At 68.7% G+C, this 22,655-nt stretch carries 22 protein-coding genes; 1 reads left to right on the plus strand and 21 read right to left on the minus strand.

Translation table 11 applies throughout. The features are described from left to right. Nucleotides 1-30: 30 nt before the first annotated feature. From CGUA_RS06985 to CGUA_RS07060, 16 genes are all read right to left on the minus strand, one after another. Nucleotides 31-1,245 carry a phosphoglycerate kinase gene (locus tag CGUA_RS06985; RefSeq protein WP_290194102.1) on the minus strand — a complete coding sequence of 405 codons (1,215 nt, stop codon included), beginning with the start codon at nucleotides 1,243-1,245 and terminating at the stop codon, nucleotides 31-33. Between the two features lie 133 nt (nucleotides 1,246-1,378). Further along, nucleotides 1,379-2,380, minus strand: coding sequence for a type I glyceraldehyde-3-phosphate dehydrogenase (gap, locus tag CGUA_RS06990; protein WP_290194104.1), 1,002 nt, complete (start codon nucleotides 2,378-2,380; stop codon nucleotides 1,379-1,381). Nucleotides 2,381-2,680: 300 nt separating this feature from the next. Next, nucleotides 2,681-3,661 (minus strand): DNA-binding protein WhiA, encoded by a 981-nt coding sequence (whiA, locus tag CGUA_RS06995; protein WP_290194105.1) that lies wholly within the window; start codon nucleotides 3,659-3,661, stop codon nucleotides 2,681-2,683. A gap of 86 nt (nucleotides 3,662-3,747) precedes the next feature. Then, a complete protein-coding gene (locus tag CGUA_RS07000; protein ID WP_290194108.1) occupies nucleotides 3,748-4,716 on the minus strand; it encodes a gluconeogenesis factor YvcK family protein in 969 nt (322 codons plus the stop codon). 90 nt (nucleotides 4,717-4,806) lie between these two features. Continuing rightward, on the minus strand, nucleotides 4,807-5,688 hold the full coding sequence (gene rapZ, locus CGUA_RS07005; RefSeq protein ID WP_290194109.1) for an RNase adapter RapZ: 882 nt from the start codon (nucleotides 5,686-5,688) through the stop codon (nucleotides 4,807-4,809). A gap of 10 nt (nucleotides 5,689-5,698) precedes the next feature. Next, nucleotides 5,699-7,765: an excinuclease ABC subunit UvrC gene (gene uvrC, locus CGUA_RS07010; protein ID WP_290194112.1), complete on the minus strand. Its 2,067-nt coding sequence runs from the start codon at nucleotides 7,763-7,765 to the stop codon at nucleotides 5,699-5,701. Nucleotides 7,766-7,775: 10 nt separating this feature from the next. Next, on the minus strand, nucleotides 7,776-8,336 hold the full coding sequence (locus CGUA_RS07015; RefSeq protein WP_374725031.1) for a PH domain-containing protein: 561 nt from the start codon (nucleotides 8,334-8,336) through the stop codon (nucleotides 7,776-7,778). A gap of 71 nt (nucleotides 8,337-8,407) precedes the next feature. Then, nucleotides 8,408-8,878 carry a 6,7-dimethyl-8-ribityllumazine synthase gene (ribH, locus tag CGUA_RS07020; protein ID WP_290194117.1) on the minus strand — a complete coding sequence of 157 codons (471 nt, stop codon included), beginning with the start codon at nucleotides 8,876-8,878 and terminating at the stop codon, nucleotides 8,408-8,410. A 3-nt stretch (nucleotides 8,879-8,881) separates the two neighbouring features. Then, nucleotides 8,882-10,165: a bifunctional 3,4-dihydroxy-2-butanone-4-phosphate synthase/GTP cyclohydrolase II gene (locus tag CGUA_RS07025; protein ID WP_290194119.1), complete on the minus strand. Its 1,284-nt coding sequence runs from the start codon at nucleotides 10,163-10,165 to the stop codon at nucleotides 8,882-8,884. A gap of 10 nt (nucleotides 10,166-10,175) precedes the next feature. After that, nucleotides 10,176-10,823, minus strand: a complete 648-nt coding sequence (locus CGUA_RS07030; RefSeq protein WP_290194121.1) for a riboflavin synthase — start codon at nucleotides 10,821-10,823, stop codon at nucleotides 10,176-10,178. 33 nt (nucleotides 10,824-10,856) lie between these two features. After that, a complete protein-coding gene (gene ribD, locus CGUA_RS07035; RefSeq protein WP_290198339.1) occupies nucleotides 10,857-11,852 on the minus strand; it encodes a bifunctional diaminohydroxyphosphoribosylaminopyrimidine deaminase/5-amino-6-(5-phosphoribosylamino)uracil reductase RibD in 996 nt (331 codons plus the stop codon). After that, nucleotides 11,852-12,502, minus strand: a complete 651-nt coding sequence (rpe, locus tag CGUA_RS07040) for a ribulose-phosphate 3-epimerase (RefSeq protein ID WP_290194123.1) — start codon at nucleotides 12,500-12,502, stop codon at nucleotides 11,852-11,854. Before rpe ends, ribD begins: the two co-directional genes overlap by 1 nt. Nucleotides 12,503-12,533: 31 nt before the next feature. Then, nucleotides 12,534-14,066: an RsmB/NOP family class I SAM-dependent RNA methyltransferase gene (locus tag CGUA_RS07045; RefSeq protein WP_290194125.1), complete on the minus strand. Its 1,533-nt coding sequence runs from the start codon at nucleotides 14,064-14,066 to the stop codon at nucleotides 12,534-12,536. After that, on the minus strand, nucleotides 14,063-14,998 hold the full coding sequence (gene fmt, locus CGUA_RS07050; protein ID WP_290194127.1) for a methionyl-tRNA formyltransferase: 936 nt from the start codon (nucleotides 14,996-14,998) through the stop codon (nucleotides 14,063-14,065). The genes CGUA_RS07045 and fmt overlap by 4 nt, the downstream gene beginning before the upstream one ends. A gap of 25 nt (nucleotides 14,999-15,023) precedes the next feature. Then, entirely contained in the window at nucleotides 15,024-15,539 is a 516-nt protein-coding gene (def, locus tag CGUA_RS07055) for a peptide deformylase (RefSeq protein ID WP_290194129.1), read from the minus strand. 46 nt (nucleotides 15,540-15,585) lie between these two features. Beyond that, entirely contained in the window at nucleotides 15,586-17,625 is a 2,040-nt protein-coding gene (locus tag CGUA_RS07060) for a primosomal protein N' (RefSeq protein ID WP_290194131.1), read from the minus strand. Between the two features lie 145 nt (nucleotides 17,626-17,770). On the opposite strand from CGUA_RS07060, the gene CGUA_RS07065 reads away from it, so the two are divergent. Further along, complete coding sequence (locus tag CGUA_RS07065; protein ID WP_290194133.1) at nucleotides 17,771-18,361, plus strand: dihydrofolate reductase family protein; 591 nt, start codon at nucleotides 17,771-17,773, stop codon at nucleotides 18,359-18,361. 75 nt (nucleotides 18,362-18,436) lie between these two features. Here the strand turns inward: CGUA_RS07065 and metK are convergent, their stop codons facing one another. From metK to mihF, 5 genes are all read right to left on the minus strand, one after another. Next, nucleotides 18,437-19,660: a methionine adenosyltransferase gene (metK, locus tag CGUA_RS07070; protein WP_290194135.1), complete on the minus strand. Its 1,224-nt coding sequence runs from the start codon at nucleotides 19,658-19,660 to the stop codon at nucleotides 18,437-18,439. A 67-nt stretch (nucleotides 19,661-19,727) separates the two neighbouring features. Then, nucleotides 19,728-20,999: a bifunctional phosphopantothenoylcysteine decarboxylase/phosphopantothenate--cysteine ligase CoaBC gene (coaBC, locus tag CGUA_RS07075; protein WP_290194137.1), complete on the minus strand. Its 1,272-nt coding sequence runs from the start codon at nucleotides 20,997-20,999 to the stop codon at nucleotides 19,728-19,730. Nucleotides 21,000-21,214: 215 nt separating this feature from the next. Continuing rightward, the gene (rpoZ, locus tag CGUA_RS07080) at nucleotides 21,215-21,505 is read right to left on the minus strand and encodes a DNA-directed RNA polymerase subunit omega (RefSeq protein ID WP_290194139.1); all 291 of its coding nucleotides are present in this window, start codon (nucleotides 21,503-21,505) and stop codon (nucleotides 21,215-21,217) included. Nucleotides 21,506-21,657: 152 nt separating this feature from the next. Then, on the minus strand, nucleotides 21,658-22,233 hold the full coding sequence (gmk, locus tag CGUA_RS07085; protein ID WP_290194141.1) for a guanylate kinase: 576 nt from the start codon (nucleotides 22,231-22,233) through the stop codon (nucleotides 21,658-21,660). A gap of 4 nt (nucleotides 22,234-22,237) precedes the next feature. Next, nucleotides 22,238-22,561: an integration host factor, actinobacterial type gene (gene mihF, locus CGUA_RS07090; RefSeq protein WP_290194142.1), complete on the minus strand. Its 324-nt coding sequence runs from the start codon at nucleotides 22,559-22,561 to the stop codon at nucleotides 22,238-22,240. Between the last annotated feature and the right edge of the window lie 94 nt (nucleotides 22,562-22,655).

Below are 22,655 nucleotides of genomic sequence, written 5' to 3' on the forward strand. Positions count from 1 at the left end.
CGGGCCTTCGGGAGGCTCCGGTGTGGACTCCTAGTTGAGGACGGAGACGCCCGGCAGGTCCTTGCCCTCGAGCAGCTCGAGGGAGGCGCCGCCGCCGGTGGAGATGTGGGAGAAACCCTCCTCGTCCAGACCGAGGAGGCGGACGGAGGCCGCGGAGTCGCCGCCGCCGACGACGGTGAAGGAACCGTTGTTCCGGGTGGCGTCGATGATGGCCTGCGCGACGCCCTCGGTGCCCTTGGCGTAGGCCTCCTGCTCGAAGACGCCCATCGGGCCGTTCCAGAAGACGGTCTTGGAGCCGGCGAGGATCTCGGCGTACTTCTTGACGGTCTCCGGGCCGATGTCGGTGGACAGCCAGCCCTCCGGGATGCCGTCGAGGCCGACGGTCTTGATCTCGGCCTTCGCGGAGTCGAACTCGGAGGCGGCCAGCAGGTCCACCGGCAGCTCGATCTTGTCGCCGAAGCGCTCCAGCAGGTCCTTGCAGGTGTCGATCATGTCCTCCTGCAGGAGGGACTTCTGGGTGTTGTAGCCCTGCGCGGTCAGGAAGGTGTAGGCCATGCCGCCGCCGATGAGCAGTTTGTCGGCCTTGCCGGCCAGGGCCTCGATGACGCCGAGCTTGTCGGAGACCTTGGAGCCGCCGAGGACCACGACGTAGGGGCTGGCCGGGTTGGCGGCGACGTTGCCGAGAACTTCGAGCTCCTTCTCGACGAGGTAGCCGGCGTAGGACGGCAGGCGCTTGGCGACGTCGTAGACGGAGGTCTGCGCGCGGTGGACGACGCCGAAGCCGTCGGAGACGAAGGCACCGTCGTCGGCGGCCAGGGCGACGAGTTCGTCGGCGAACTCGCCGCGCTCCGCCTCGTCCTTGGAGGTCTCCCGGGCGTCGAAGCGCACGTTCTCGACCAGGAGGATCTCGCCCTCGGTCAGACCGTTGGCGCGCTCGTGGGCGTCCTCGCCGGAGACGTCTCCGGCGAGGGCGACGAACTGGCCCAGCTCCTCGGTCAGGGCCTCCGCGACCGGCTTGAGGGAGTACTTCTCGTTGAACTCGCCCTTCGGGCGGCCCAGGTGCGCCATGACGATGACCTTGGCGCCGCCGTCGAGCAGGGCCTTCAGGGTCGGCAGGGAGGCGAGGATGCGGCCGTTGTCGGTGATCTCACCCGCGTCGTTGAGCGGGACGTTGAAGTCGGAGCGGACGAGGACGTGGCGACCGTCGACGCCCTCAGCGAGCAGGTCCTGCAGAGTCTTGGCCATGGTGTTCTCCTGTGGTGTCAATCAGTGGAATAGAGGGGGTTCGCGGGATCCTCAATGGCCCGGGGTGTGCCGAGGCACACCCCGGGCCACGAGGTTAACGACGCTTCACGCGAGGACGTCGGGGTGAACCGGGCTAGAGCTTGCTGGCGACGAGCTCGGTCAGGCGCACCATCTGGGAGGTGTAGCCCCACTCGTTGTCGTACCAGGAGACGACCTTGACCAGGTTGCCGGTGACCTTGGTCAGACCGGCGTCGAAGATGGAGCCGTGGGAGTCACCGATGATGTCGGTGGAGACGATCGGCTCCTCGGTGTAGGCCAGGGTGTTGCCGAACTCGCCGGTGGCGGCGGCCTTGATGATGGCGTTGACCTCCTCGACGGTGGTCTCGCGGCCGGCCTCGAAGGTGAGGTCGGTGGCGGAGCCGGTGATGACCGGGACGCGCAGGGCGTAGCCGTCCAGCTTGCCCTTGAGCTCCGGCAGGACCAGGGAGACGGCCTTGGCTGCGCCGGTGGAGGTCGGGACGATGTTCTGGGCGGCGGCGCGGGCGCGACGCAGGTCCTTGTGCGGGGCGTCGTGCAGGCGCTGGTCACCGGTGTAGGCGTGGACGGTGGTCATCAGGCCCTTGACGATGCCGAGCTCGTCGTTGAGCACCTTGGCCATCGGGGCCAGGCAGTTGGTGGTGCAGGAGGCGGCGGAGATGATGGTGTGGTTCTCCGGGTCGTAGTCCTCGTGGTTGACGCCGTAGACGAAGGTGGCGTCCTCGTTCTTCGCCGGGGCGGAGATGATGACCTTCTTGGCGCCGGCCTCGACGTGGGCCTTGGCGGCCTCGGCGTCGGTGAAGAAGCCGGTGGACTCGATGACGATGTCGACCTCGTGCTTGGCCCAGTCCAGGTTCTTCGGGTCACGCTCGGCGTAGACGGCGATCTTCTTGCCGCCGACGGTGATGGACTCGTCGTCGAACTCGACGTCCTTGCCCAGGCGTCCCATGATGGAGTCGAACTTCAGGAGGGTGGACAGCGTCTTGTTGTCGGTCAGGTCGTTGATGGCCACAACCTCGAGGTTCTCGTTCTCGAGGACAGCGCGGAAAAAGTTGCGGCCGATACGTCCGAAACCGTTGATGCCAACACGAGTAGTCACGGGATAACTCCTAAAGCTTGATGTCGATGGACCGGGCTGCCAGGCTGCCGCAGTTCCTACGGTGCCCCGCCTTACCCAGCTCACTTTAGCGAGTTGTTCCCTCCCCGGCAGCGCCGTGGGGAAATGTCCGAGTCAACATAATCCAACATCACCCCCTTTGAGGGGAGGTAGTCAACTCCCGATGGGGTCATGACGTGGAATTTCCCGCCCATTCCCCGCGTTCGGGCAGCGGGACACGGAAAGGGCACCCCCGAGCCAACCAATTGATAGTATCAAATTGCCAAAGTGTGAGGTTCTCACTTATTCCTCAAAAAGCTCATCGGAGACCGAGGCGTGCGTGTCAGCGATGCCGGTCTCCTCCGCGCGTTTATCCGCCATGGAGAGCAGTCGACGGATGCGCCCGGCCACCGCGTCCTTGGTCATCTGCGGGTCCGCCAGACGGCCGAGCTCCTCCAGCGAGGCCTGCCGGTGCTGGACCCGCAGCTGCCCGGCCTCGGCCAGGTGCTCCGGCACGTCGTCGCCGAGGATCTCCATCGCCCTTTCCACCCGCGCCGCCGCCGCCACGGCCGCCCGGGCCGATCGGCGCAGATTGGCGTCGTCGAAGTTAGCCAACCGGTTGGTGGAGGCCCGGGCCTGCCGACGCCTGCGCTTGTCTTCCCATTCCAGCCGGGTCTCCTGGGCGCCCATCCGGGTCAGCAGTGCGCCGATGGCGTCACCGTCACGGACCGTGACCCGATCCACTCCCCGGGATTCCTTGGTCTTCGCGCTGATGCCGATGCGGCGGGCGCAGCCGACGAGGGCAAGGGCGGCCTCGGGCCGTGGGCACGCGACCTCCAGCGCGCTGGTACGGCCGGGCTCGGTGAGGGTGCCGGCGACGAGGAAGGCGCCGCGCCAGGCGGCCTCGTTGTCGGCGACGTCGCCGGAGATGACCTGGGGCGGCAGCCCGACCACCGGGGTGCCGGAGCGGGTGACTAGCCCCAGACGACGGATGACGTCGGCCGCGCCCTCGCTCAGGCGCAGCACGTGCTGGGTGGTTTTGGTGCCGCCGCCCGGGGCGACGGTCCGCAGGTTCATGGCGACGGGGAACTGTTCCGCGAGCAGTTCACGCAGGCGCTCCGCGACCGCCAGATGCTCGAAGGAAGCCTCCACGACGAAGGTTCCGTTGGACGCGTCCATTGTCCCGGCGAAACGCAGCAGCGCCGCCGCCTCCGCGGCCTTGGCCGACGCCCGCGGCACAGTGACCCGCAGCAGCTCATCCCGGACGCGTGCGCTCAACGACACAACCAATTTCCTCGCTTCTCATCTGTCGATCCTGCTGATAACCCGGACAGTCTAGCCGGTGGGGTTCGCCCGCCGGCGGTCCGGGATCAGGACGCGGCCAGTTCGCGGAAGGCGGCGGCCAGTTTCTCGGGATCGTGACGGTAGGTGGGTCTGCCCGACTCGTCGACCCGGTGCAGGTCCCGGTAGACGACCTCGGCGCCGATGGTGGCCGCCGCCCGCTCCAGGAACCCCCGCTCCGTGCGGGTGGTGATGGCGTAGTTGTCCACGAGAATGCTGTCGACCGTCACGCTGGGGGCATGCTGGCTCAGCATGTGAATGTGCCGTTCGGAGGAGAAGCCCTGCGTCTCCCCCGGTTCCGCGGTGAGGTTGAGCACCACTGCCCGGTGGGCGGCGGATTCATTCAGGGCCACGACGAGGTCCGGCACCATCAGGTGCGGGAGCACGCTGGAGAACCACGACCCGGGGCCCAGAGTGACCAGGTCTGCGGTGCGGATGGCCTCGACGGCCAGCGGGTTGGCGTCCGGGTGCTCCGGAAGGAGACGGACCCGGCGGACCGAGCCCGGGGTGGTGGCGACGGCCACCTGCCCGCGGACGGGACGCATGATCCGGGGGTCGTCGTCAAGCCCCGCGACGTCGGCCTCGATGTCCAGCGGCTCGTTCACCATGGGCAGGACCCGCCCGGCGGATCGCGTCAGCTCCGCAATCCGGTCGTAGGCGGCCTGATCCGAACCAAGCACCTCGGAAAGCCCGGCGATGAGCAGGTTGCCGAGCGAATGTCCCGCCAGCGCCCCGGTTCCGCCGAAGCGGTGCTGCAGCGTCCTGCGCCACAGCGCCCCGTCCTCGTCGTCGGCGGAGAGCGCCGACAGCGCCATGCGCAGGTCTCCGGGGGGAATCATCCCGAATTCCCGGCGCAGCCGGCCCGAGGAGCCCCCGTCATCCGCGACGGTGACGATCGCGGTGATCGACGCGGGATTGAGTCTGCGCGTGGCCAGCAGGGTCTGATAGAGACCGTGGCCACCTCCCAGACTGGTGACGTGCGGGTTAGGATTGCTCATCTGTCGATGCCTCTTCCTGATGTGACTGAATACCGCCGGGCAGCCGGTGCCGGACGGTGCGGATGGAGCTGATGATCAGGTGGGGCGCCCTCAGTGACGCTCAATGTCGCGGTGCAGCACATTGACCTCCAGGTCCGGGTTCTCCGCCAACCGACGACCGATCTCCTTGGCGATGGCGACCGAACGGTGGTGCCCGCCGGTGCAGCCGACGGCGACCGTGATGTAGTTCTTGCCCTCGTGGCGGTAGCCCGCCAACGTGGAATTGAGCATATCCATGAATTTGTCGATGAACTCGCCCGCGGCCGGCCGGGAGAGCACGTAGTCCGACACGGGCTTGTCGACGCCCCGGTACTGGCGCAGCTCCGGCACCCAGTAGGGGTTAGGCAGGAAGCGGACGTCGATCATGAGATCGGCGTCGCGCGGTGCGCCGTGTTTGAAGCCGAAAGACTCGACGACGATGTGCTGCCGGTCGCGCTCCATCGAACCGAAGCTCGCTTCGATCGTGCGGCGCAGATCGTGCACGGAGAGGTTGGACGAGTCGATGACGATGTCCGCCTGCTCCTTGATCGCCGCGACCGCCTCACGCTCGCGCTTGATGCCGTCATGGAGGGTGCCGTCGCCCTGGAGCGGGTGGGTGCGCCGAACGCTGTCGAATCTGCTGATGAGGATGTCGTCACGGGCATCCATGAAGAGGATCGTCGGCTCCATCCCCCGCTCCCGCAGGATGGTGAGCGCCTCGCCCAGGCTGCCCGGGAACATCCGGGTGCGCACGTCGGTCAGCACCGCGACCTTGTCCACCGGGGAATCCTCCGCCGCGCAGAGCTCGAGCAGCTCCACGAGGATCTTCGGCGGGAGGTTGTGGGCGACGTAGTAGCCCTTGTCCTCCAGCACCTTCGCCGCAGAGTTCAACCCGCCGCCGGACATGCCGGTGATCAGAATGGGCGGGGTGGCGAAACGATGTCCTTCGGTCATGAGCGACAGTCTACTGGCCCGGGCCCTCCGTGGGCGGGGAAGGCTGGGCGTGCAGCCCGTCGTAGACCTTTTGTGCCGTCGCCGGCCCGAATCCCTTGACCGCGGCGATCTCCGCCACCGTGGCCTCCCGCAACTTCTTCACCGACCCGAAGTGCTTGACCAGGTCCTTGCGGCGGGCCGGGCCGACGCCGGCGATGTCGTCGAGCGCGGACCTGCGCATCCGCTGCGAGCGCTGCTGACGGTGGTAGGTGATGGCGAAGCGGTGGGCCTCGTCACGGATCTGCTGCAGCAGGTAGAGGGCCTGGGAGTTGCGCGGCAGGATGACCGGTTCGTCGTCACCGGGCACCCACACCTCCTCGAGCCGCTTGGCCAGGCCGACCAGCGCGACGTCGACGACGCCCAGCTCGTCGAAGACCTCCTGCGCCGCCGCCACCTGGGGGGCGCCGCCGTCGACGATGTAGAGCTGGGGCGGGTAGGCGAAGCGGCGGTTGTCGGTGGACTCGACCTCGACGTCCTCGTCCTCGAACATCGAGTCGTCGGGATTGGCCAGTTTGTCCTGGTTGTGGCGTTTGAAGCGGCGGCGGGTGACCTCGGCGATGGATCCGACGTCGTCGGAGCGCCCGTCGCCGGCGGCCTCCTTGATTCGGTAGCGTCGATAAGCGTTCTTCTTCGGCAGTCCGTCCTCGAACACGACGAGGGAGGCGACGACGTCGGTTCCCTGGATGTGCGAGATGTCCGTGCACTCGATGCGCAGCGGCGCCTGGTCGAGGCCAAGCGCCTCCTGCAGCTGCTGGAGCGCCGCCGAGCGGGCCGTGAGGTCGCCGACGCGCCTGAGCTTGTGCTGATGCAGCGCTTCCCTGGCGTTGCGCTCGACCGTCTCCATCAGGGACCGCTTGTCGCCCCGCTGCGGGACGCGCAGGTCAACGCCGGATCCCTTGAGCTCGGCCAGCAGGATCCCGACCTCCTCGGCCTCCGCGGGCATGGTCTGCACCAGGATTTCGCGCGGGATGACGGCGACCTCGCGCTCCGGCGCATGGGAGAACTGGTCGACGCCGCGGCGTTCGATGTCCTCGCGTACCTCGATCGACTCACGCTCGACGGCGTCGGAATAGAACTGGATGAGGAAGTTCTGCATCAGCGCAGGCAGAGCCGGGTCAGTGGCGCCCTCTTCATTGCCGTCGAAGGGCGCGGCCTGGTCGCCGGCCTTCTCGACCACCCAGCCGCGCTGGCCGCGGATGCGCCCGGCCCGGACGTGGAAGATCTGGACGGCGGCCTCGAGCTCATCGGAGGCGAAGGCGATGAGGTCGGCGTCGGTGCCGTCACCGAGGACGACGGTCTGCTGCTCGAGAACCTTGTTGATGGCCGCGAGGTCGTCGCGCAAGGTCGCGGCGCGCTCGAACTCGAGGTTCTCGGAGGCCTCCTGCATCTGGGCGGTCAGCTCCCTGACCACCCTGTCGGTGTTGCCGTTCATGAAGGAGACGAAGCCGTCGACGATCTCCCGGTGCTCCTCGGCGCTGACGCGGCCGACGCAGGGGGCAGAACACTTGTCAATGTAGCCGAGCAGACACGGGCGCCCCAGCGCCTGGTGCCGGTTGAACACGCCCTTGGAGCAGGTGCGGACCGGGTAAATGCGGATCAGCGAATCGATGGTCTGGCGTACCGCCCACGCGTGGGCGTAGGGACCGAAGTAGCGCACGCCCGTGCGCTTCGGGCCGCGATAGAAGAACGCCCGCGGATAGACCTCGCCCGTCGACACCGCGAGCAGGGGGTAGGTCTTGTCGTCGCGGTACATGACGTTGAACTTCGGGTCGAAGCGTTTGATCCAGGTGTACTCGAGCTGGAGCGCCTCGACCTCGCTGGCGACGACGGTCCATTCCACGCTGGCCGCGTTGAGCACCATCTGGCGGGTGCGCGGATGCAGCTGGGTGATGTCCTGGAAATAACTCGACAGGCGCGCGCGCAGGTTCTTCGCCTTGCCGACGTAGATGACACGGCGGTGCTCGTCACGGAACTTGTAGACGCCCGGCTCCGTGGGGATGCTCCCCGGGGCCGGGCGGTAGGTCGTCGGATCTGCCATGGGTGTCGGACTAGTCCTTCGGCATGTACTGGGCTTCGAGTTCGCGGAACTGGCTGACGGCCTTGACCGTGGACGCGCCGTCAGCGGACTGCATCGCCCACACCGGCACATACTCGAATTCGGGCAGCTCCAGGCGGGCCATGCGCGCGCCCTCCGGGAAGGCCAGCCCATAGATGACGACCCAGGAGTAGAAGCGGGTGCCGATGATGTTGCGGACCTCGACCCCGTCCGCGTTGGCCCGCACGCGGGGGCGGTTCATCGAGATCCACAGCAGGACCGAGATGACCAGGCCGATGCCCGGAAAGGCGAGCTTGTCGATGAAGGTGATCGAGGCGCCGGTCCACTCGATGTCGACGGTGGCGCCCACGAAGACGTGGATGGCCATGACGATGACGATCAGGACGATCGACAGGTTGCGCAGGAACGTCGATCTGTGCTCGAACTCCCACGGCTTGGTCGTGACCACGGCGAAGGGGTCGGCGGCGTTATAGGCCGCGATCTCCCGGTCGCTCAGTTCCTGGCGGCGGGTGCCGGTGCCTGTGTTGTCGGGCGTGTCAGCCACGTCGTACATCCTCCCTAGTCCACCGCCGACGGCGCGGGCGGCGTCGACGGTCCAGTGTAGTCCCCGGCCGGGGGTGACCGTTAGTTGTTGATCTGTCGGAGGGTGAGCACGGTCGCGAGTGCGGCCTCCATGGACTCGGCACCCTTGTCCTCGACGGATTCCTCGAAGCCGGCCCGTTCCACGGCTTGGTCATAGGTGTTGACGGTGAGGACCGCGTTGCCGACGGGGGTTCCCTCGTCCAGCGCGATGCGGGTCAGGCCGGCGGTCACGGAGTCGCAGACGTAGTCGAAGTGGGGGGTGCCCCCACGGACCACGCAGCCCCCGGCGACGACCGCGTCGAACGACCGGGCCAGGGCCTGGGCCACGATCGGCAGTTCCAGGGCGCCGACGACGCGAAAATCCGCGACCTCGGCGCCGAGTTCCCGGCCCCGGGCGATGGCGCGGGCGTGGAGCTGGTCGCAGATCTCCTCGTTCCAGGTGGCGGTGACGACGGCCACACGGATGCCCGTGGCGTCGATGTTCAGGCCCGTGGGCAGACCGTCTTTACTCATCAGTCAGTTTCCGTTCGTGAGGATCGGGTGGTCCTGCTCCCACTGGTCGACCGCGGGCAGGTCATGGCCCATGCGGTCACGCTTGGTGCGCAGGTAGGTGATGTTGTTGGCGTTGGGCGCGATCGGCAGGGAGAAGCGCGCGCCAGGCACCGGCCCGTAGCCACTGAGTGAGTCGGCCTTGTGGGGGTTGTTGGTCATGAGCCGGAAGCTCTTGACGCCCAGTTCCCGCAGGACCTGTCCGGCGACGGAGTATTCGCGTGCCTCGGCGGGCAGCCCCTGCTCCAGGTTGGCGTCGACGGTGTCCAGTCCGACGTCCTGGAGACGGTAGGCGGCCAGTTTGTTGAGCAGGCCGATGCCGCGCCCTTCATGGCCCCGCAGGTAAATGACGATGCCTTGACCCGTCTCGTTGAGGATGCGCATCGACTCCTCCAACTGTTCGCCGCAGTCGCATCGCTGGGAGCCGAAGACGTCACCGGTCAGACACTCGGAGTGAACCCGGACGAGGACGTCCTCCGCCCCGTCGAGCGCGGCCGGATCGCCGGCCACGAGGGCGACGTGTTCGACGTCGTCGACGGTGCTGCCGACGCCGATGGCCTGGAAATCACCGTACTTCGTCGGCAGCCGGGTCGGTTTCGAAAGCTTGACCTGGGTGCCGTGCGTGCGTCGCCAGGCGATGAGCTGGGAGATGGAGACCATCGCCAGGTCGTGCTCGTCGGCGAAGCGGCGCAGCTCCTGCGAGCGGGCCATGTCCGTCGGGTCATCGACGGAGACGATCTCGCAGAGCACGCCGGCCGGACGCAGGCCCGCCAGCCGTGGCAGGTCGACGGAGGCCTCGGTGTGGCCGTCGCGGACGAGGACGCCGCCGTCGCGGGCACGCAGGGGCACGATGTGGCCTGGGCGGGTGAAATCGGCGGGGGTGGTGGTCGGGTCGGCCAGGCGCAGGATGGTCTCGGCACGGGAGGCCGCGGAGATCCCGGTCGTCCCGGTGGCCGCGTCGACGGTGATGGTGTACGCGGTGTGTCGGGCGTCCTGGTTGAGCGCGATCATCGGCGGCAGGTCCATCCGGTCGGCGTCCTCGTTGGTGATGGCGACGCAGACGTAGCCGGAGGTGTGGCGCACCATGAAGGCGACCAGCTCCGGGGTGGCCTTCTCGGCGGCGAAGATCAGGTCACCCTCGTTCTCGCGGTCCTCGTTGTCGACTACCACCACGGGTTTTCCGGCGGCGATGTCCGCGATCGCACGGTCGATGGTGTCCAGGCGCACAGCGCCACCCGAGTGCTCAGTCATGTCGGTCACCTTAGTCCGCATCCTTCGTCTCGCCCCACACCGGCCCGGACTGGCCGCCCGGACCTGAGCCGCTGACCATGTTCTCCACATATTTGGCCAGCACATCGACCTCGACGTTGACCTCGTCACCGACCCGGAGCTCGCCGTGGGTGGTCTCGGCCAGCGTCGTCGGGATGAGCGACACCTCCAGCCAGTCCTCGCCGACCGCGGAAACGGTCAGGGAGGTGCCGTCGAGGGCGACGGAACCCTTCTCGACGACGTATCGACGCAGTTGCGGCCCGATCCGGAAGCGCAGGACGTCCCAGTTCTCGGAGTGCTCGCGCGAGACCAGGGTGGCGGTCCCGTCGACGTGGCCCTGCATGATGTGCCCGCCGAGCCGGTCCCCGACCGCCAGCGCGCGCTCCAGGTTGACCGGGGCGCCCACGCCCAGACGCGACAGGGCCGTGCGGCTGAGGGTCTCGCGCATCACGTCGGCGGTGAAGCTGGCGCGGCCGTCCCCGAACTCAGCGATGGTCAGGCACACGCCGTTGACGCTGATGGAGTCGCCGAGCTTGGCGTCCCCCAAAATGTCCGGGGCGGTGATGCTCATGCGCATCGCGTCGCCTTGTTCTTCAATGCCGGCCACCTGGCCGAGTGTCTCAACGAGTCCGGTAAACATGACTCCACGTTACGCCATGGCCGAGCCCGCACTCTAAGCCGTCCGCAATTCGAGCAGGACGTCAGCCCCGAAAGTGGTCACGTCACCTAGTTCGAAGCGTGGCGCGTTGACCAGTGTGGACGCCGACCATCCGTGGAGGACGCCCCGACCGTCACCGAGAATCACCGGCGCGATGTAGGCACGGACGGCGTCCACGAGACCGGCCTCGATCGCCGAGGCTGCGAGACTGGCCCCGCCCTCAATGAGCACGTCGCGGGCCCCGGTTTCCCAGAGCGCGTCGAGCGCCTCGGCCAGCGTGGGATACTGCTCGTAGCCCAGGCGCACCAGGTTGCCGGCCGCGGCGCTGACGTCCCTGCTCCCTACGACGACCCGGCGGGGCTGGCGCTCGGCGGGGACGTCGACTCCGATCCGAGCGGTCAGGGAGGGGTCGTCGGCCAGCGCGGTGCCGGTGCCGATGATGATGGCGTCGCGGGTGAGCCGGTCACGATGGACGTCGGCGCGGGCGTCCTCACCGGTGATCCACTGACTGCTCCCGTCGACCGCGGCGGTGAAACCGTCCAGAGACTGGGCGAACTTCAGGGTCACGTGCGGCCGACCCAGCCGGGTCGCGCCCAGCCAGGCGTCCAGGGCCCGGGTGCGTGCCTCGATGCGGGAGACCTCGACCCCGCGCTGGGCAAGGTACTGCGCCCCGCCGGTGGCCTCCGGGTTGGGATCCGGGTTGACGTAGTGCACGGCGGCGATGCCGGCGTCGGCGAGCGCGTGACTGCAGGGGCCGGTGCGGCCGGTGTGGTTGCAGGGCTCGAGGGTGACGACGGCGGTGCCGCCCCGGGCCGCGGCCCCCGCCATGGCCAGGGCGACGACTTCCGCATGGGGCCCGCCCGGTGGCTGGGTTCCGCCGACGCCGACGAGCTCGCCGTCCGCGCTGAGAATCGCGGCGCCGACCGGCGGGTTGGGGCTGGTGGTGCCGTGAACCTCGTCGCCGGCGGCGATCGCCGCGGCCAGCGCGCCGTCCATGTCCCCGGGACGCATCACGCCAGAATCTCACGCAGCTGCGCGATGGTGGCCTCCGGATCACCGGACTTGTAGATCGCGGAACCGACCACCGCGACGTCGACTCCGGCCTCCGCGGCCAGCTTGATCGTCTCCAGGTTGACGCCGCCGTCGATGTCGACGAGGACGTCGAGCTTGTTCTCGTCGATGTAGGTACGCAACGTGCGGACCTTGTCGAGCTGATCCGTCATGAAGGACTGCCCGCCGAACCCCGGTTCGACGCTCATGACGAGGACCTGGTCAAAGTCCGAGAGGTCCTTGAGGTAGGGCTCGATCGGAGTGCCCGGCTTCACCGCGAAAGCGGCCCGCGCGCCGCGCGCGTGAATGTCGTGGGCCAGTGCCACCGGGTCCGAGGTGGCCTCGGCGTGGAAGATGACGGTGTCCGCGCCGGCCTCGATGTAGCGCTCGACCCACAGCTCCGGCTTCTCGATCATGAGGTGGAACTCCATGTGCTGGTCGGTCAGCTGATCGACGGTCTTGGCGATGTCCGGGCCGAAGGAGAGGTTCGGCACGAAGTGGCCGTCCATGATGTCGACGTGGACTCGGTCGGCCGTCGCGATGGCCGTGACCTCCTCCCCGAGACGGGAGAAGTCGGCGTTGAGGATGGAGGGTGCGATCATGATGGTCATACCCTCCACCTTAAGCCATCGGCTCCCCCGGTTACGCGCCCTTGCGCAGCACCGAAAAGAACATCGCGTCGGTCCCGTGGCGGTGCGGCCACATCTGGACGCTCTTGTCCTCCCCGACGTTGTCCATGGTCGGGACCAGGCCGTGGGCGTCCTCCTCGACCGCTCCCAGCTCGGCGACGGCGCGGTCGACGACGCCGCGGGTCTCCCGGAGATCCGGCGAGCACGTCGAGTACACCACGACACCACCCGGGCGCACCAGGTTCAGCGCCGATTCCAGCAGTTCGAACTGCAGCTTGTTCAGTTCGGCGATGTCCGATTCCTGCTTACGCCAGCGCGCCTCGGGACGACGGCGCAGGGCGCCAAGGCCGGAACAGGGGGCGTCGACGAGCACACGGTCGTAACCCGCCTCGAGTCCCGGATGGCGGCCGTCCGCGACGTGGACCTTGACCGGCAGGTCGCGCACGATGTTCTCGATGAGTTTGGCGCGGTGGTCGGAGATCTCCACGGCGTCGACCTTCGCGCCGTCGATGCGGGCGAGGGCGCCCAGCAGCGCCGCCTTCCCGCCGGGCCCGGCGCAGAGATCCAGCCAGCGGCCGGAGTCCACGCCCTCGACGCTCGCCTCCGTGAGTGCGCGGGCGATGAGCTGGGACCCCTCGTCCTGGACGGCGGCCAGCCCGTCGCGTACCGGCTCCAGCTTGCCCGGGTCCCCCTGCTCCAGGTAGACCGCGTAAGGCGAGTACTTCCCCTCCTCCCCGCCGGTGGCCAGTGCGAGCTCCTCCGCGGAGATCTCACCGGGGCGGGCCACCAGGTGCACGACCGGGCGCTCGGAGTCGGCGGCCAGCGCCTCCGCCACCTCCCCGGATCCGAGCACCTGGGCGAAGGACCGCGCGATCCAGCTCGGGTGGGCGGTCCGGAAAGCGATCGCGTCGAGCTCACCCTCCGGGGTCAGCTTCTCAATCCACTGTTCCGCCGGGGTCCGGCTGATCGTGCGCAGGATTCCGTTGGTGAAACCCTTGGCCTTTTCCTGTCCCACGGCCTCGACCAGGCGCACGGAGGTGTCCACCGCAGCGTGCGGCTCCACGCGGGTGTAGAGCAGCTGGTAGGCGCCCAGTCGCAGCACGTCGAGGACCTCGTCGGCGATGTCTTTGAGCGGGCGCGAGGAGCACTCCCCGATGACCGTGTCGAGCACTCCCAGGCTGCGCAGGGTGCCGTAGGTCAGCTCGGTGGCGAAGGCCGCGTCCCGACCGTCGAGGTTGCGGGCGGTCAGCAGACGCGGCAGTGTGAGGTTGGCGTAGGCGCCCTCCCCGGAGACGCGACGGAGCACTTCGTAGGCGACCTGCCGGGGCGTGTCGACGCCGGTGTCCCGGACGAAGACCCGGTCGTTGCGATGCGGGCGGTCGACACGGCGCTGCTGTTGCTTGCCGCCACGGCGCTGCTGGCCGGACGGCTTTCTGCCCGGGCGGGTGCCGGAGCGCTCCTCCCCGCCGCCCTGCTTTCCGGGGGCCGCGTCCCGACGCTCCGGTCGGTCGCCGCCAGTGCTGCGGGAACGGAATCCGCCACTCATGCCATCACCAGTCCTTCGGTCTCAGCCAGGCCACGCGCCCAGTCGGCGGCGGCCATCATCTTCTTGCCGGGCGCCTGGATGGCGCCCAGTGCCACGTCGCCGGAACCGGTGCCGACGCGGACTTCGTTCTTGGACACCGCGACTTCACCCGGCGCCAGTTCCCGGTCCCCGGTCACGGTGACGGGGCCGACCTTGAAGCGCTCCTCCCCGATCATCGTCCACGCGCCCGGGCCCGGGGTGTGGGCGCGGATGTGGCGGTCGACGGTGCCGGCGTCCTCCTGCCAATCGATGCGCGCCTGCTCTGTGGTGATCTTATGGGCGTAGGTGGCCTGCCCCTCCTGCGGGCGCGGGGCCGCGGTGCCCTCCGCCAGAGCGTCCATGGTCTCGACCAGCAGGTCGGCCCCGGAATAGGCCAGGCGGGTGAGCAGGTCGTCGGCGGTGTCGGTGTCCAGGATCTCCTTGGTCAGCGTCCCCAGGACATCACCGGTATCGAGTCCCTCGTCGATGCGGAAGGTCGTCGCCCCGGTGAGGCGGTCGCCGTGGTAGATCGCGGCCTGCACCGGGGCCGCGCCGCGCCACGCGGGCAGCAGCGAGAAGTGCAGGTTGACCCAGCCGTGCCGCGGAAGGTCGAGCAGGTCCTCAGGGATGAGGTTGCCGTAGGCGACGACCGGGACGGCGTCCGGGGCCAGTTCGGCCAGGCGGGCGCGGACGGCGTCACCGTCCGCCGTGCCTGCCTTGAGCGTGGCCGGGGTGAGCACCTCGATGCCGTGCTCCTGGGCGAGCGCCGACACCGGCGAGGGATGCAGGGTGCGGCCGCGGCCGCGGCGGGCGTCCGGGCGGGTGAGCACCGCGACGATCTCATGGTCGCTGGCGAGAAGTCTCTTCAGCGCCACGACGGCGGGTTCCGGGGTTCCGGCGAAAATCAGGCGCACGTTCGGCGGTCCTTTCTGTCAGGGGTCAGGAGTTGAACCAGTCGGAGGCGCGTACCTCGGACATGGCCTGCTTGTACTGCTCGACGTCGAGCTTCGACAGGTACATCACGCCGTCGAGGTGGTCGGCCTCATGCTGGATGCAGCGGGCCAGCAGCCCTGAGGCCAGCATGCTGACGGGGCGGTTGGCCACGTCGCGGCCCTGCATGAGGACCGTCTGATGGCGCTCCACGTCGAAGGAGAGGTCCGGCACGGACAGACAGCCCTCGTTGCCGAGCTGCCGCTGATCGCCGACGGCGACCCAGGTCGGGTTGATGACGTGGCCACGCAACCCGCCCTCGACCATCGACGTGTCGTAGACGAACACACGCTGCAGCACGCCGACCTGGTTGGCGGCCAGCCCCACGCCGCCGGCGTCGTCCATGGTGTCGAGCATGTCGTCTACCAGGCGGCGGAGCTTGTCGTCGAAACGGTCGAGGGCCACGGGCGAGGCCACCGAATTCAGGACCGGGTCGCCGAGCAGGCGAATGGGGCGAATCGTCATGCGCACCATCCTACGGGGCCGGTCAAAACCGGCCGCGGCGGCTCCGTCAGCCGACCTGGACCGGATCGACTTGAATGCGCAGGGGCAGTTCGTCCTTGTGCGCGCTGCGGGCGACGGCGGCCTCCCGCAGCGCCCGGCCGAGTTCCGAGCGCGGCCCCAGCGGCGTGCGGATGAGCAGGCGCTGCGGCGGCCCGAAGGTGTTCTCGTCGTACTCGCCGGGCAGGTGGAGATGCTCCGGCAGCGGGACCGGCCCAAGGTACTCGCCACCCGTCGGCAACTCGATGAGCTCGCGCATGCGCTCCAGGCTCGTCGACGGCCCGTCGATCGCCGCCATGTGCACCGTCGGGGGGAACCCGACCTCAGCCCGCGCGTGGAGTTCACGCTGCGCGGCCCCGACGACGTCCCAGCGGATGAAGGACTGCACGATCTCCAGGCCGGCGTCGGCGGTGACGATGACCTCTCCCCCGTTGAGGCCGGATTCCACCATGGTGGCGACGGCCGTCCACTTGGCCAGGGTGTCCTCCGCCGCGCGCAAATCCTGCCGACCCAGCAGCGCCCACGTGTCCAGCAGCAGCGCCGCCCCGTAGCGGGAACCGTCACTGATCCGGGGTTCCGCGCCCGGGGTGGCGACCACCAGGGCCGGTCCGGGCGGGATCTCGTCGAGGATCCGGTTGCCGCCGGAGGCCATCACCCGGGTCTGGGTGAATGCCCGCCCCAGCTCCTCCGCGGTGCGCCCCGCGCCGAGGACGACCGCGCGCAAGGCGGTGGAGCCGCACTCCCCGCAACGGAAGTGGGTCTCCGGCCGCCCGCACCACCGGCACGTCGGCACCGCGGCCGAACCTCCGTCCGGAAGACCGAGCGGCCCGTTGCAGGCGCGGCACCGCGCGGGATGGCGGCAGGTGCCGCACGACAGGGTCGGCACGTAACCCTTGCGCGGCACCTGCACCAGCACCGGGCGGGCGAGGTCGAGGGCGCGACGGGCGGCGTCGAAGGCGATCTTGGGCAGGCGCGCCTGCCCCGCGCGCGGATCGCGCATCATCTCGAAGTCGCTGTCGGCTGAGGCGCGGATGAGCGGAGAGCGGGCACGGAGGGTGCTGCGGGAGGCGACGAGATCATGGGCCCAGCCGGAGTTGACCATCAGCTGCGCCTCCGCCGTGCGGGAGTGGCCCGCCAGGATCAGCGAGGCCCCCTCGATCGTCGAGCGGGTGGTCAGGACCTCGCGGGCGTGGTGATAGGGCGCGCGCGGGTCGGCGAGGTTATCGTCTCCGTCGTGGAGGATGACCGCGAGCCGGAGCTTGTCGACGGGCGCGAAGGCCGCGCTCCTGGTCCCGATCACCAGGCGACCCTGGCCATGGAGGACCGAGAGGAAACGGCGGTACCGGGCCTGCGGCCCCTGCGAGGCGGTGAGCACGGTGATCTGCTTGGCGGAAACCAGCTTCCGACAGGCCGCCTCCAGGTGGTCGACGTCGCGCTGATCCGGGACGACGAGGAGCGCGCCGTAACCGTCGAGCACGACCTTCACCGCCAGTGCGGCCAGCGCGTCCGCCCAGCGCTCGCCGGGCGCGATCTGCCAGGCTGCACGGGCGGTGGTGCCCGCCAGCACCGCGTCAACGAAGGACTGCCCGAACTCGTAGGACGCCCACGCCGAAAGATCGGGTTCGCTCGTCTCCCCCAGTTCCTCCCAGGGCGTGCGCGTATCGGAGTCCTCCGCACCGGCGTGGCGGGCAGGGATAGCCGCGCGGATGAGATCCGAGCGGGTGGCTCCGTAGCGGTTGGCCAGTTGCTCGACCAGCGTCGAGATTCGCTCCGGGTAGACCACCTCCTCGCTGATCACCCGGTCGAGGTAGCTTAGTCGGCCGCCGTGGTCCGTGGTGGAACGGCGCTCGAGGAGGACGGCGTCGACGAGCCTGCCCGAGAAGCGGATCCGCACCTTCGTGCCGGGGCGGGCCGCCTCGTCCTGCTCCGCCTTGACCAGGTAGTCGAAGGAGCGATCCAGGTGCGGCAGGCCCAGCAGGGGAAGCACCCGCGCCACCGGCCGTGAGGCGGCGGAGAGCGGGGTGCTGGGGTCCCTGGGTTCAGTGGCCATAGGCCCGACAGTCTAGCCGGTGGGCTCCGGCTCCCGGAGCGGGCAGGTCCGCCCGTCCGGCCAGGACTATGATGGGGGTCACATAAGTGCGTCCGGGTGGGCCGCTGGCCCGCCCCCGGTCGCGGAAACGAGGAAGCGAGGAACCATGGGCAAAGTCGCCTACGGATTCACCTGTTCGATCGACGGCTACATCACCGGACCGGACCACGACATGAGCTGGCTCTCCGCCGCGGAGGTGGACGACGAGACGTTGACGGCGACGCTGGCAGGCGCGGTCGGGGCAATCCTGTCCGGGCGTCGTGGCTACGACGCGTGGATGAGACAGGCGGATCGCGACCCTCTCACCGCCGAGCCCTACGGCGGGGCCTGGCGGGGAATCGAATACGTGCTCACCCACCGACCCGAGGAACTGGCGGGCGACCCCCGCGTGATCGAACTCGGCGACGCGGGTCCCGGCATCGTGCCCATCAACTGCGACATCCGCGAGGCGATCCGGTTGGGCAGGGAGACCGCCGGGGACAAGGACCTGCAGATCATCAGCGCGGACCTCGCTCGACAGGCCCTCGAATTCGACCTGATCGACGAGCTCCAGGTCTTCGTGGCGCCGGTGTTCCTCGGCGACGGGACCCGGATCTTCCACGTTCCCGGTGGTCGGCGCTACGACTGGGAACTGATCGGGCCGTATGAGGGAGCCGAACGCAGCTTCGGTCGGCGCTACCGGCCCCGCCGGAACTGACCGCGGGGAAAGCTCGCGACGGACTCCCCGACGGCGACGGCCGTTCAGCGTCTGCGCCGGTGCCGCCGACGGGTGTCAGAGACCCGCCGCCGCGCGCAGCTCCTGGACGCGGTTGGTCTCCTCCCACGGGAAGGCGACGTCGGTGCGGCCGAAGTGCCCGTAGGCGGCGGTGTCGGCGTAGATGGGGCGGCGCAGATCCAGCTCCCGGATGATGGCGCGCGGGCGCAGGTCGAAGACCTGCTCGACGGCGGACTGGATGGCCTCGGCGCTCAGGCCCTCGGCGGCGGTGCCGAAGGTCTCGACGTACAGGCCGACCGGGGCGGCGCGGCCGATGGCGTAGGCGACCTGGACCTCGGCGCGGTCGGCGAGGCCGGCGGCGACGATGTTCTTGGCCACCCAGCGCATGGCGTAGGCCGCGGAGCGGTCGACCTTGCTGGGGTCCTTGCCAGAGAAGGCGCCGCCCCCGTGGCGGGCCATGCCGCCGTAGGTGTCGACGATGATCTTGCGGCCGGTCAGGCCGGCGTCACCCATCGGGCCGCCAAGGACGAAGGAGCCGGACGGGTTGACCAGCACGGTCAGCTCCTCGGTGACGTACTTCTCCAGGCCGGCGTCCCGGATGACCCAGTCGATGACGTGCTCGCGCAGCTGCTCGCCGAGCCACTCCTGGGTGGCTTCCGGGTCGTGCTGCGTGGAGATGACGACGGTGTCGAGATAGACCGGGGTGTCACCCTGGTACGCGAAGGTGACCTGGGTCTTGCCGTCCGGGCGTAGATTGCTGACAATGCCCTCCTTGCGGACCTGGGTCAGGCGGCGGGCCAGGCGGTGCGCCGTGGAGATCGGAAGCGGCATGTACTCTTCGGTCTCGTTGGTGGCGTAGCCGAACATCAGGCCCTGGTCGCCGGCGCCGCCCTTGTCGTCCTCGTGGCCGTTGCCACCGTTGGAACGGTGCTCGAGCGCGGTGTCCACGCCGTCCGCGATTTCGGAGGACTGGTCGCCGATGGCGATGTTTACGCCGCAGGTGTGGCCGTCGAAGCCGACGTCGGATGAGGTGAAGCCGATCTCGACGAGCTTGTCGCGGACCAGCTTGGAGATCTCCACGTAGGACTTGGTGCGCACCTCGCCGACGACGTGCACCTGACCGGTGGTGACCAGGGTCTCGACGGCGACGTGCGCGTCCGGATCGCTGCGGAGCAGGGCGTCGAGAATGGTGTCAGAAATGGCGTCGCAGATCTTGTCCGGGTGCCCCTCCGTCACCGACTCGGAGGTGAACAAGCGCACTGCGTTCTTCTTCTCAGCCACGGGTAAACGTCCAATCATGTTTCAATCAAAGTGCTTGAGATACCCGGCCCACTTTAGACCGAGCGGTCTAATTCGGCAACGATCGGGTCCGGTGAGCGTCCACCGCCGCCAGGATCTGGGCCGCCACGTCGAGCTTCGTGCCGTCCCGCACCTCGGCGACGGTGCCGTCCGCCGACAGCAGCCACCCGCGGTTGCGCAGCTTTCCGAACACCGCGTCGCCGGAGACGTCGTTGGCCATCAGCAGATCGCAGCCCTTGCGCGCCAGTTTCGCCTTGGCGTACTCCAGCGCGCTCGTGCGCTCGTCACCGGTTTCGGCGGCGAAGCCGACGATGGTGGTGGCCCGTTGGAGCTCACCGTCACGACGCGACTGCACCAGCCCCGCGAGGATGTCCGGGTTCTCGATCATCTCGATACTCGTGAGTCCGGCCGCCGACTCGCTGCCCTTCTTCATCTTCGTGGCCGCGGCGGTCTGGGGCCGGAAATCGGCCACGGCGGCGGCCATGATGATCACGTCGGCCCCGGCAGCCCGGTCGTCCATGGCCTCCTTCATTTCCCCGGTGCTGCGGACCCTGATGACCTTGGCGCCGGGCGGAGTCGGCAGTTGCGCCGTGTCCCCGGCCACGAGAGTCACCGACGCCCCGCGCTGGGCGGCGATCTCCGCCAGGGCGAATCCCTGGCGGCCGGAGGAACGATTGCCGATGAAGCGCACCGGGTCAATGGGCTCCTGGGTGCCGCCGGCGCTGATGAGGACGTTGAGGCCCGCCCAGCTGTGCGGGACGGTGAACCCGGCGGCCAGGGTGCGGGCCAGGTCGGCGATCTGCTCCGGTTCCGGCAGCCGCCCGGGGCCGGTGTCCTTGCCGGTGAGCCGGCCGTGAGCGGGCTCCATGACCGTGTAGCCGTAGCCGCGAAGGATCTCGACGTTGCGCCGGGTTGCGGGGTTGAACCACATTTCGGTGTGCATCGCCGGGACGATGAGCACCGGGCACGTCGCCACCAGAACCGAGGCGGTGAGCAGGTCGTCGGCGCGGCCGCCGGCCAGGCGAGCCAGGAGGTCGGCGGTCGCCGGGGCGATGACGATGAGGTCGGCCTCCTGTCCCAGCCGGACGTGCTGGACCTCGTCGACGGCGTCGAAGACGGTGGTGGAGACCGGGTGGCCGGACAGGGCCTCGAAGGTGGCCGCACCGACGAACTTCAGCGCGCTCTCGGTCGGGATGACCCGGACGTCGTCACCCGCCTCCTTGAGGTCGCGCACGACGTGGCACGCCTTGTACGCGGCGATGCCGCCGCCCACCCCCAGCACGATGCGGTGCCCCTGCTTCTGCCCGGATTCATCCTGCACGATGATTTCGTCCCCTTCCGCCAACGGCCTGTGGTCTCGGGTCCCGGCCCCGGGCGTCATGCCGGGGCGGGTCCGCTGATCGATCATCACGAGTCTAACGAGGAGCGCCGACACGGGCCCGGATGCACCTGGCCACCACGACGAAAAATCCCCGCCACCTATCCAGGTGTCGGGGACCGCGAGCTCGGGGCCCGCGTCGCGGGCGCAGCAAAGACCTACTGGCCTTCCTCGTGCTCGAGCAGGCCGGCCTCGATCTCGCGGAGCGCGATCGACAGCGGCTTCTCACCCGGCTGCGGAGTCACCAGCGGACCGACGAACTCGAAAACGCCCTCGTCGTGCTGCTGGTAGTAGCTGTTGATCTGACGTGCGCGCTTGGCAGCGAAGATCGCCAGAGCGTACTTGGAGGAGACAGTCTCCAGCAGGCGGTCGATGGCCGGGGAGGTGATGCCCTCCGGCGTGTCGTACACGGCCTCGATCTGGGTCGTCTCGTTGCTCTCGTTGCTCACGTTCACCTTGTCCTAGAGGTACTGGAGATTGAAGTTGTTGTTGCGCCCGGGCGCATCCCCACGCATGCCGGGCGAAGTCTGCGCCGGATCGGGCTGCCGGAATACGGCGGCGCACCGCCCTTGCGGGAAGTGCGCCTACCACAAAGTCCGGGTCAGTTGCGTTTCCGCAGAATATCACTGATTCCAGCGACAGCCGAATCCAGATCATCGTTGATGATGACGTAGTCAAACTCGTCCTGGTGGTCCAGTTCTTCTCGTGCGGTCGCCAGGCGACGGTCTATGACCTCCTGGGTTTCGGTCTGGCGCCCGGTGAGGCGGTCGACCAGAACATCCCAGGACGGGGGCGCGAGAAACACCAGCTGAGCCTCCGGCATCAGCTTCTTGACGTTGCGCGCACCCACGAGGTCAACCTCCACCAGCACCGGGCGTCCACTGGCCAGCGCGTCACGCACTGGTCCGGCGGGGGTGCCGGAACGCTGGAGGCCGCCGTGGATGTCAGCCCACTCGAGCATCTCCCCCGCGTCGATGCGTTCCTGGAACGCATCCGGGGTGACGAAGAAGTAATCCTCGCCCTCGACTTCACCGGGACGGGGAGCCCGGGTGGTCATTGAGACGCTGAAATAAAGGTGGTCGACTTCGTCGCGCAGGCGGTGCACGACCGTCGACTTGCCAACGGCGGAAGGACCGGCCAGCACGACGAGGCAACCACGCGGGTTCTCGTCGGCCATGTTCCTAGTCCTCGGAGAAGCCGAAGCGCTCGAGGAGGGCGCGACGCTGACGCTCGCCCAGGCCGCGAAGACGGCGGGTCTGGGCGATCTCCAGCTCCTCCATGATCTCGCGAGCCTTGACCTTGCCGACCTTCGGCAGAGCCTCGAGGATGGCGGAAACCTTGGTCTTGCCGATAATTTCGTCGGTCTCTGCCTTCTCGAGCACCTCCTTGAGGGTGGTGCCGCCGCGCTTGAGCTCAGCCTTGAGCTCGGCGCGGACCTTACGTGCCTCTGCGGCCTTGGCGAGGGCAGCCTTGCGCTGCTCATCAGTCAGCTGTGGAAGGGCCACGGGGTTCCTCCGATTCGTTGTGGGATAAGAGTCGTACTGGATCAGGCTAATTCGCCTAAACCTTCAGGTCAACGCGGATATTGAAGCCACATTG

Source organism: Corynebacterium guangdongense, assembly GCF_030408915.1.
GTDB lineage: Bacteria > Actinomycetota > Actinomycetes > Mycobacteriales > Mycobacteriaceae > Corynebacterium > Corynebacterium guangdongense.

Bases quoted from the DNA above. Each gene is read 5' to 3' on its own strand.
- CGUA_RS06985 (WP_290194102.1), bottom strand. From the start codon at position 1,245: ATGGCCAAGACTCTGCAGGACCTGCTCGCTGAGGGCGTCGACGGTCGC.
- CGUA_RS07000 (WP_290194108.1), bottom strand. From the start codon at position 4,716: ATGAGCAATCCTAACCCGCACGTCACCAGTCTGGGAGGTGGCCACGGT.
- rapZ (WP_290194109.1), bottom strand. From the start codon at position 5,688: ATGACCGAAGGACATCGTTTCGCCACCCCGCCCATTCTGATCACCGGC.
- uvrC (WP_290194112.1), bottom strand. From the start codon at position 7,765: ATGGCAGATCCGACGACCTACCGCCCGGCCCCGGGGAGCATCCCCACG.
- CGUA_RS07015 (WP_374725031.1), bottom strand. From the start codon at position 8,336: ATGTACGACGTGGCTGACACGCCCGACAACACAGGCACCGGCACCCGC.
- ribH (WP_290194117.1), bottom strand. From the start codon at position 8,878: ATGAGTAAAGACGGTCTGCCCACGGGCCTGAACATCGACGCCACGGGC.
- CGUA_RS07025 (WP_290194119.1), bottom strand. From the start codon at position 10,165: ATGACTGAGCACTCGGGTGGCGCTGTGCGCCTGGACACCATCGACCGT.
- CGUA_RS07030 (WP_290194121.1), bottom strand. From the start codon at position 10,823: ATGTTTACCGGACTCGTTGAGACACTCGGCCAGGTGGCCGGCATTGAA.
- ribD (WP_290198339.1), bottom strand. From the start codon at position 11,852: ATGCGTCCCGGGGACATGGACGGCGCGCTGGCCGCGGCGATCGCCGCC.
- rpe (WP_290194123.1), bottom strand. From the start codon at position 12,502: ATGACCATCATGATCGCACCCTCCATCCTCAACGCCGACTTCTCCCGT.
- CGUA_RS07045 (WP_290194125.1), bottom strand. From the start codon at position 14,066: ATGAGTGGCGGATTCCGTTCCCGCAGCACTGGCGGCGACCGACCGGAG.
- def (WP_290194129.1), bottom strand. From the start codon at position 15,539: ATGACGATTCGCCCCATTCGCCTGCTCGGCGACCCGGTCCTGAATTCG.
- CGUA_RS07060 (WP_290194131.1), bottom strand. From the start codon at position 17,625: ATGGCCACTGAACCCAGGGACCCCAGCACCCCGCTCTCCGCCGCCTCA.
- CGUA_RS07065 (WP_290194133.1), top strand. From the start codon at position 17,771: ATGGGCAAAGTCGCCTACGGATTCACCTGTTCGATCGACGGCTACATC.
- gmk (WP_290194141.1), bottom strand. From the start codon at position 22,233: ATGGCCGACGAGAACCCGCGTGGTTGCCTCGTCGTGCTGGCCGGTCCT.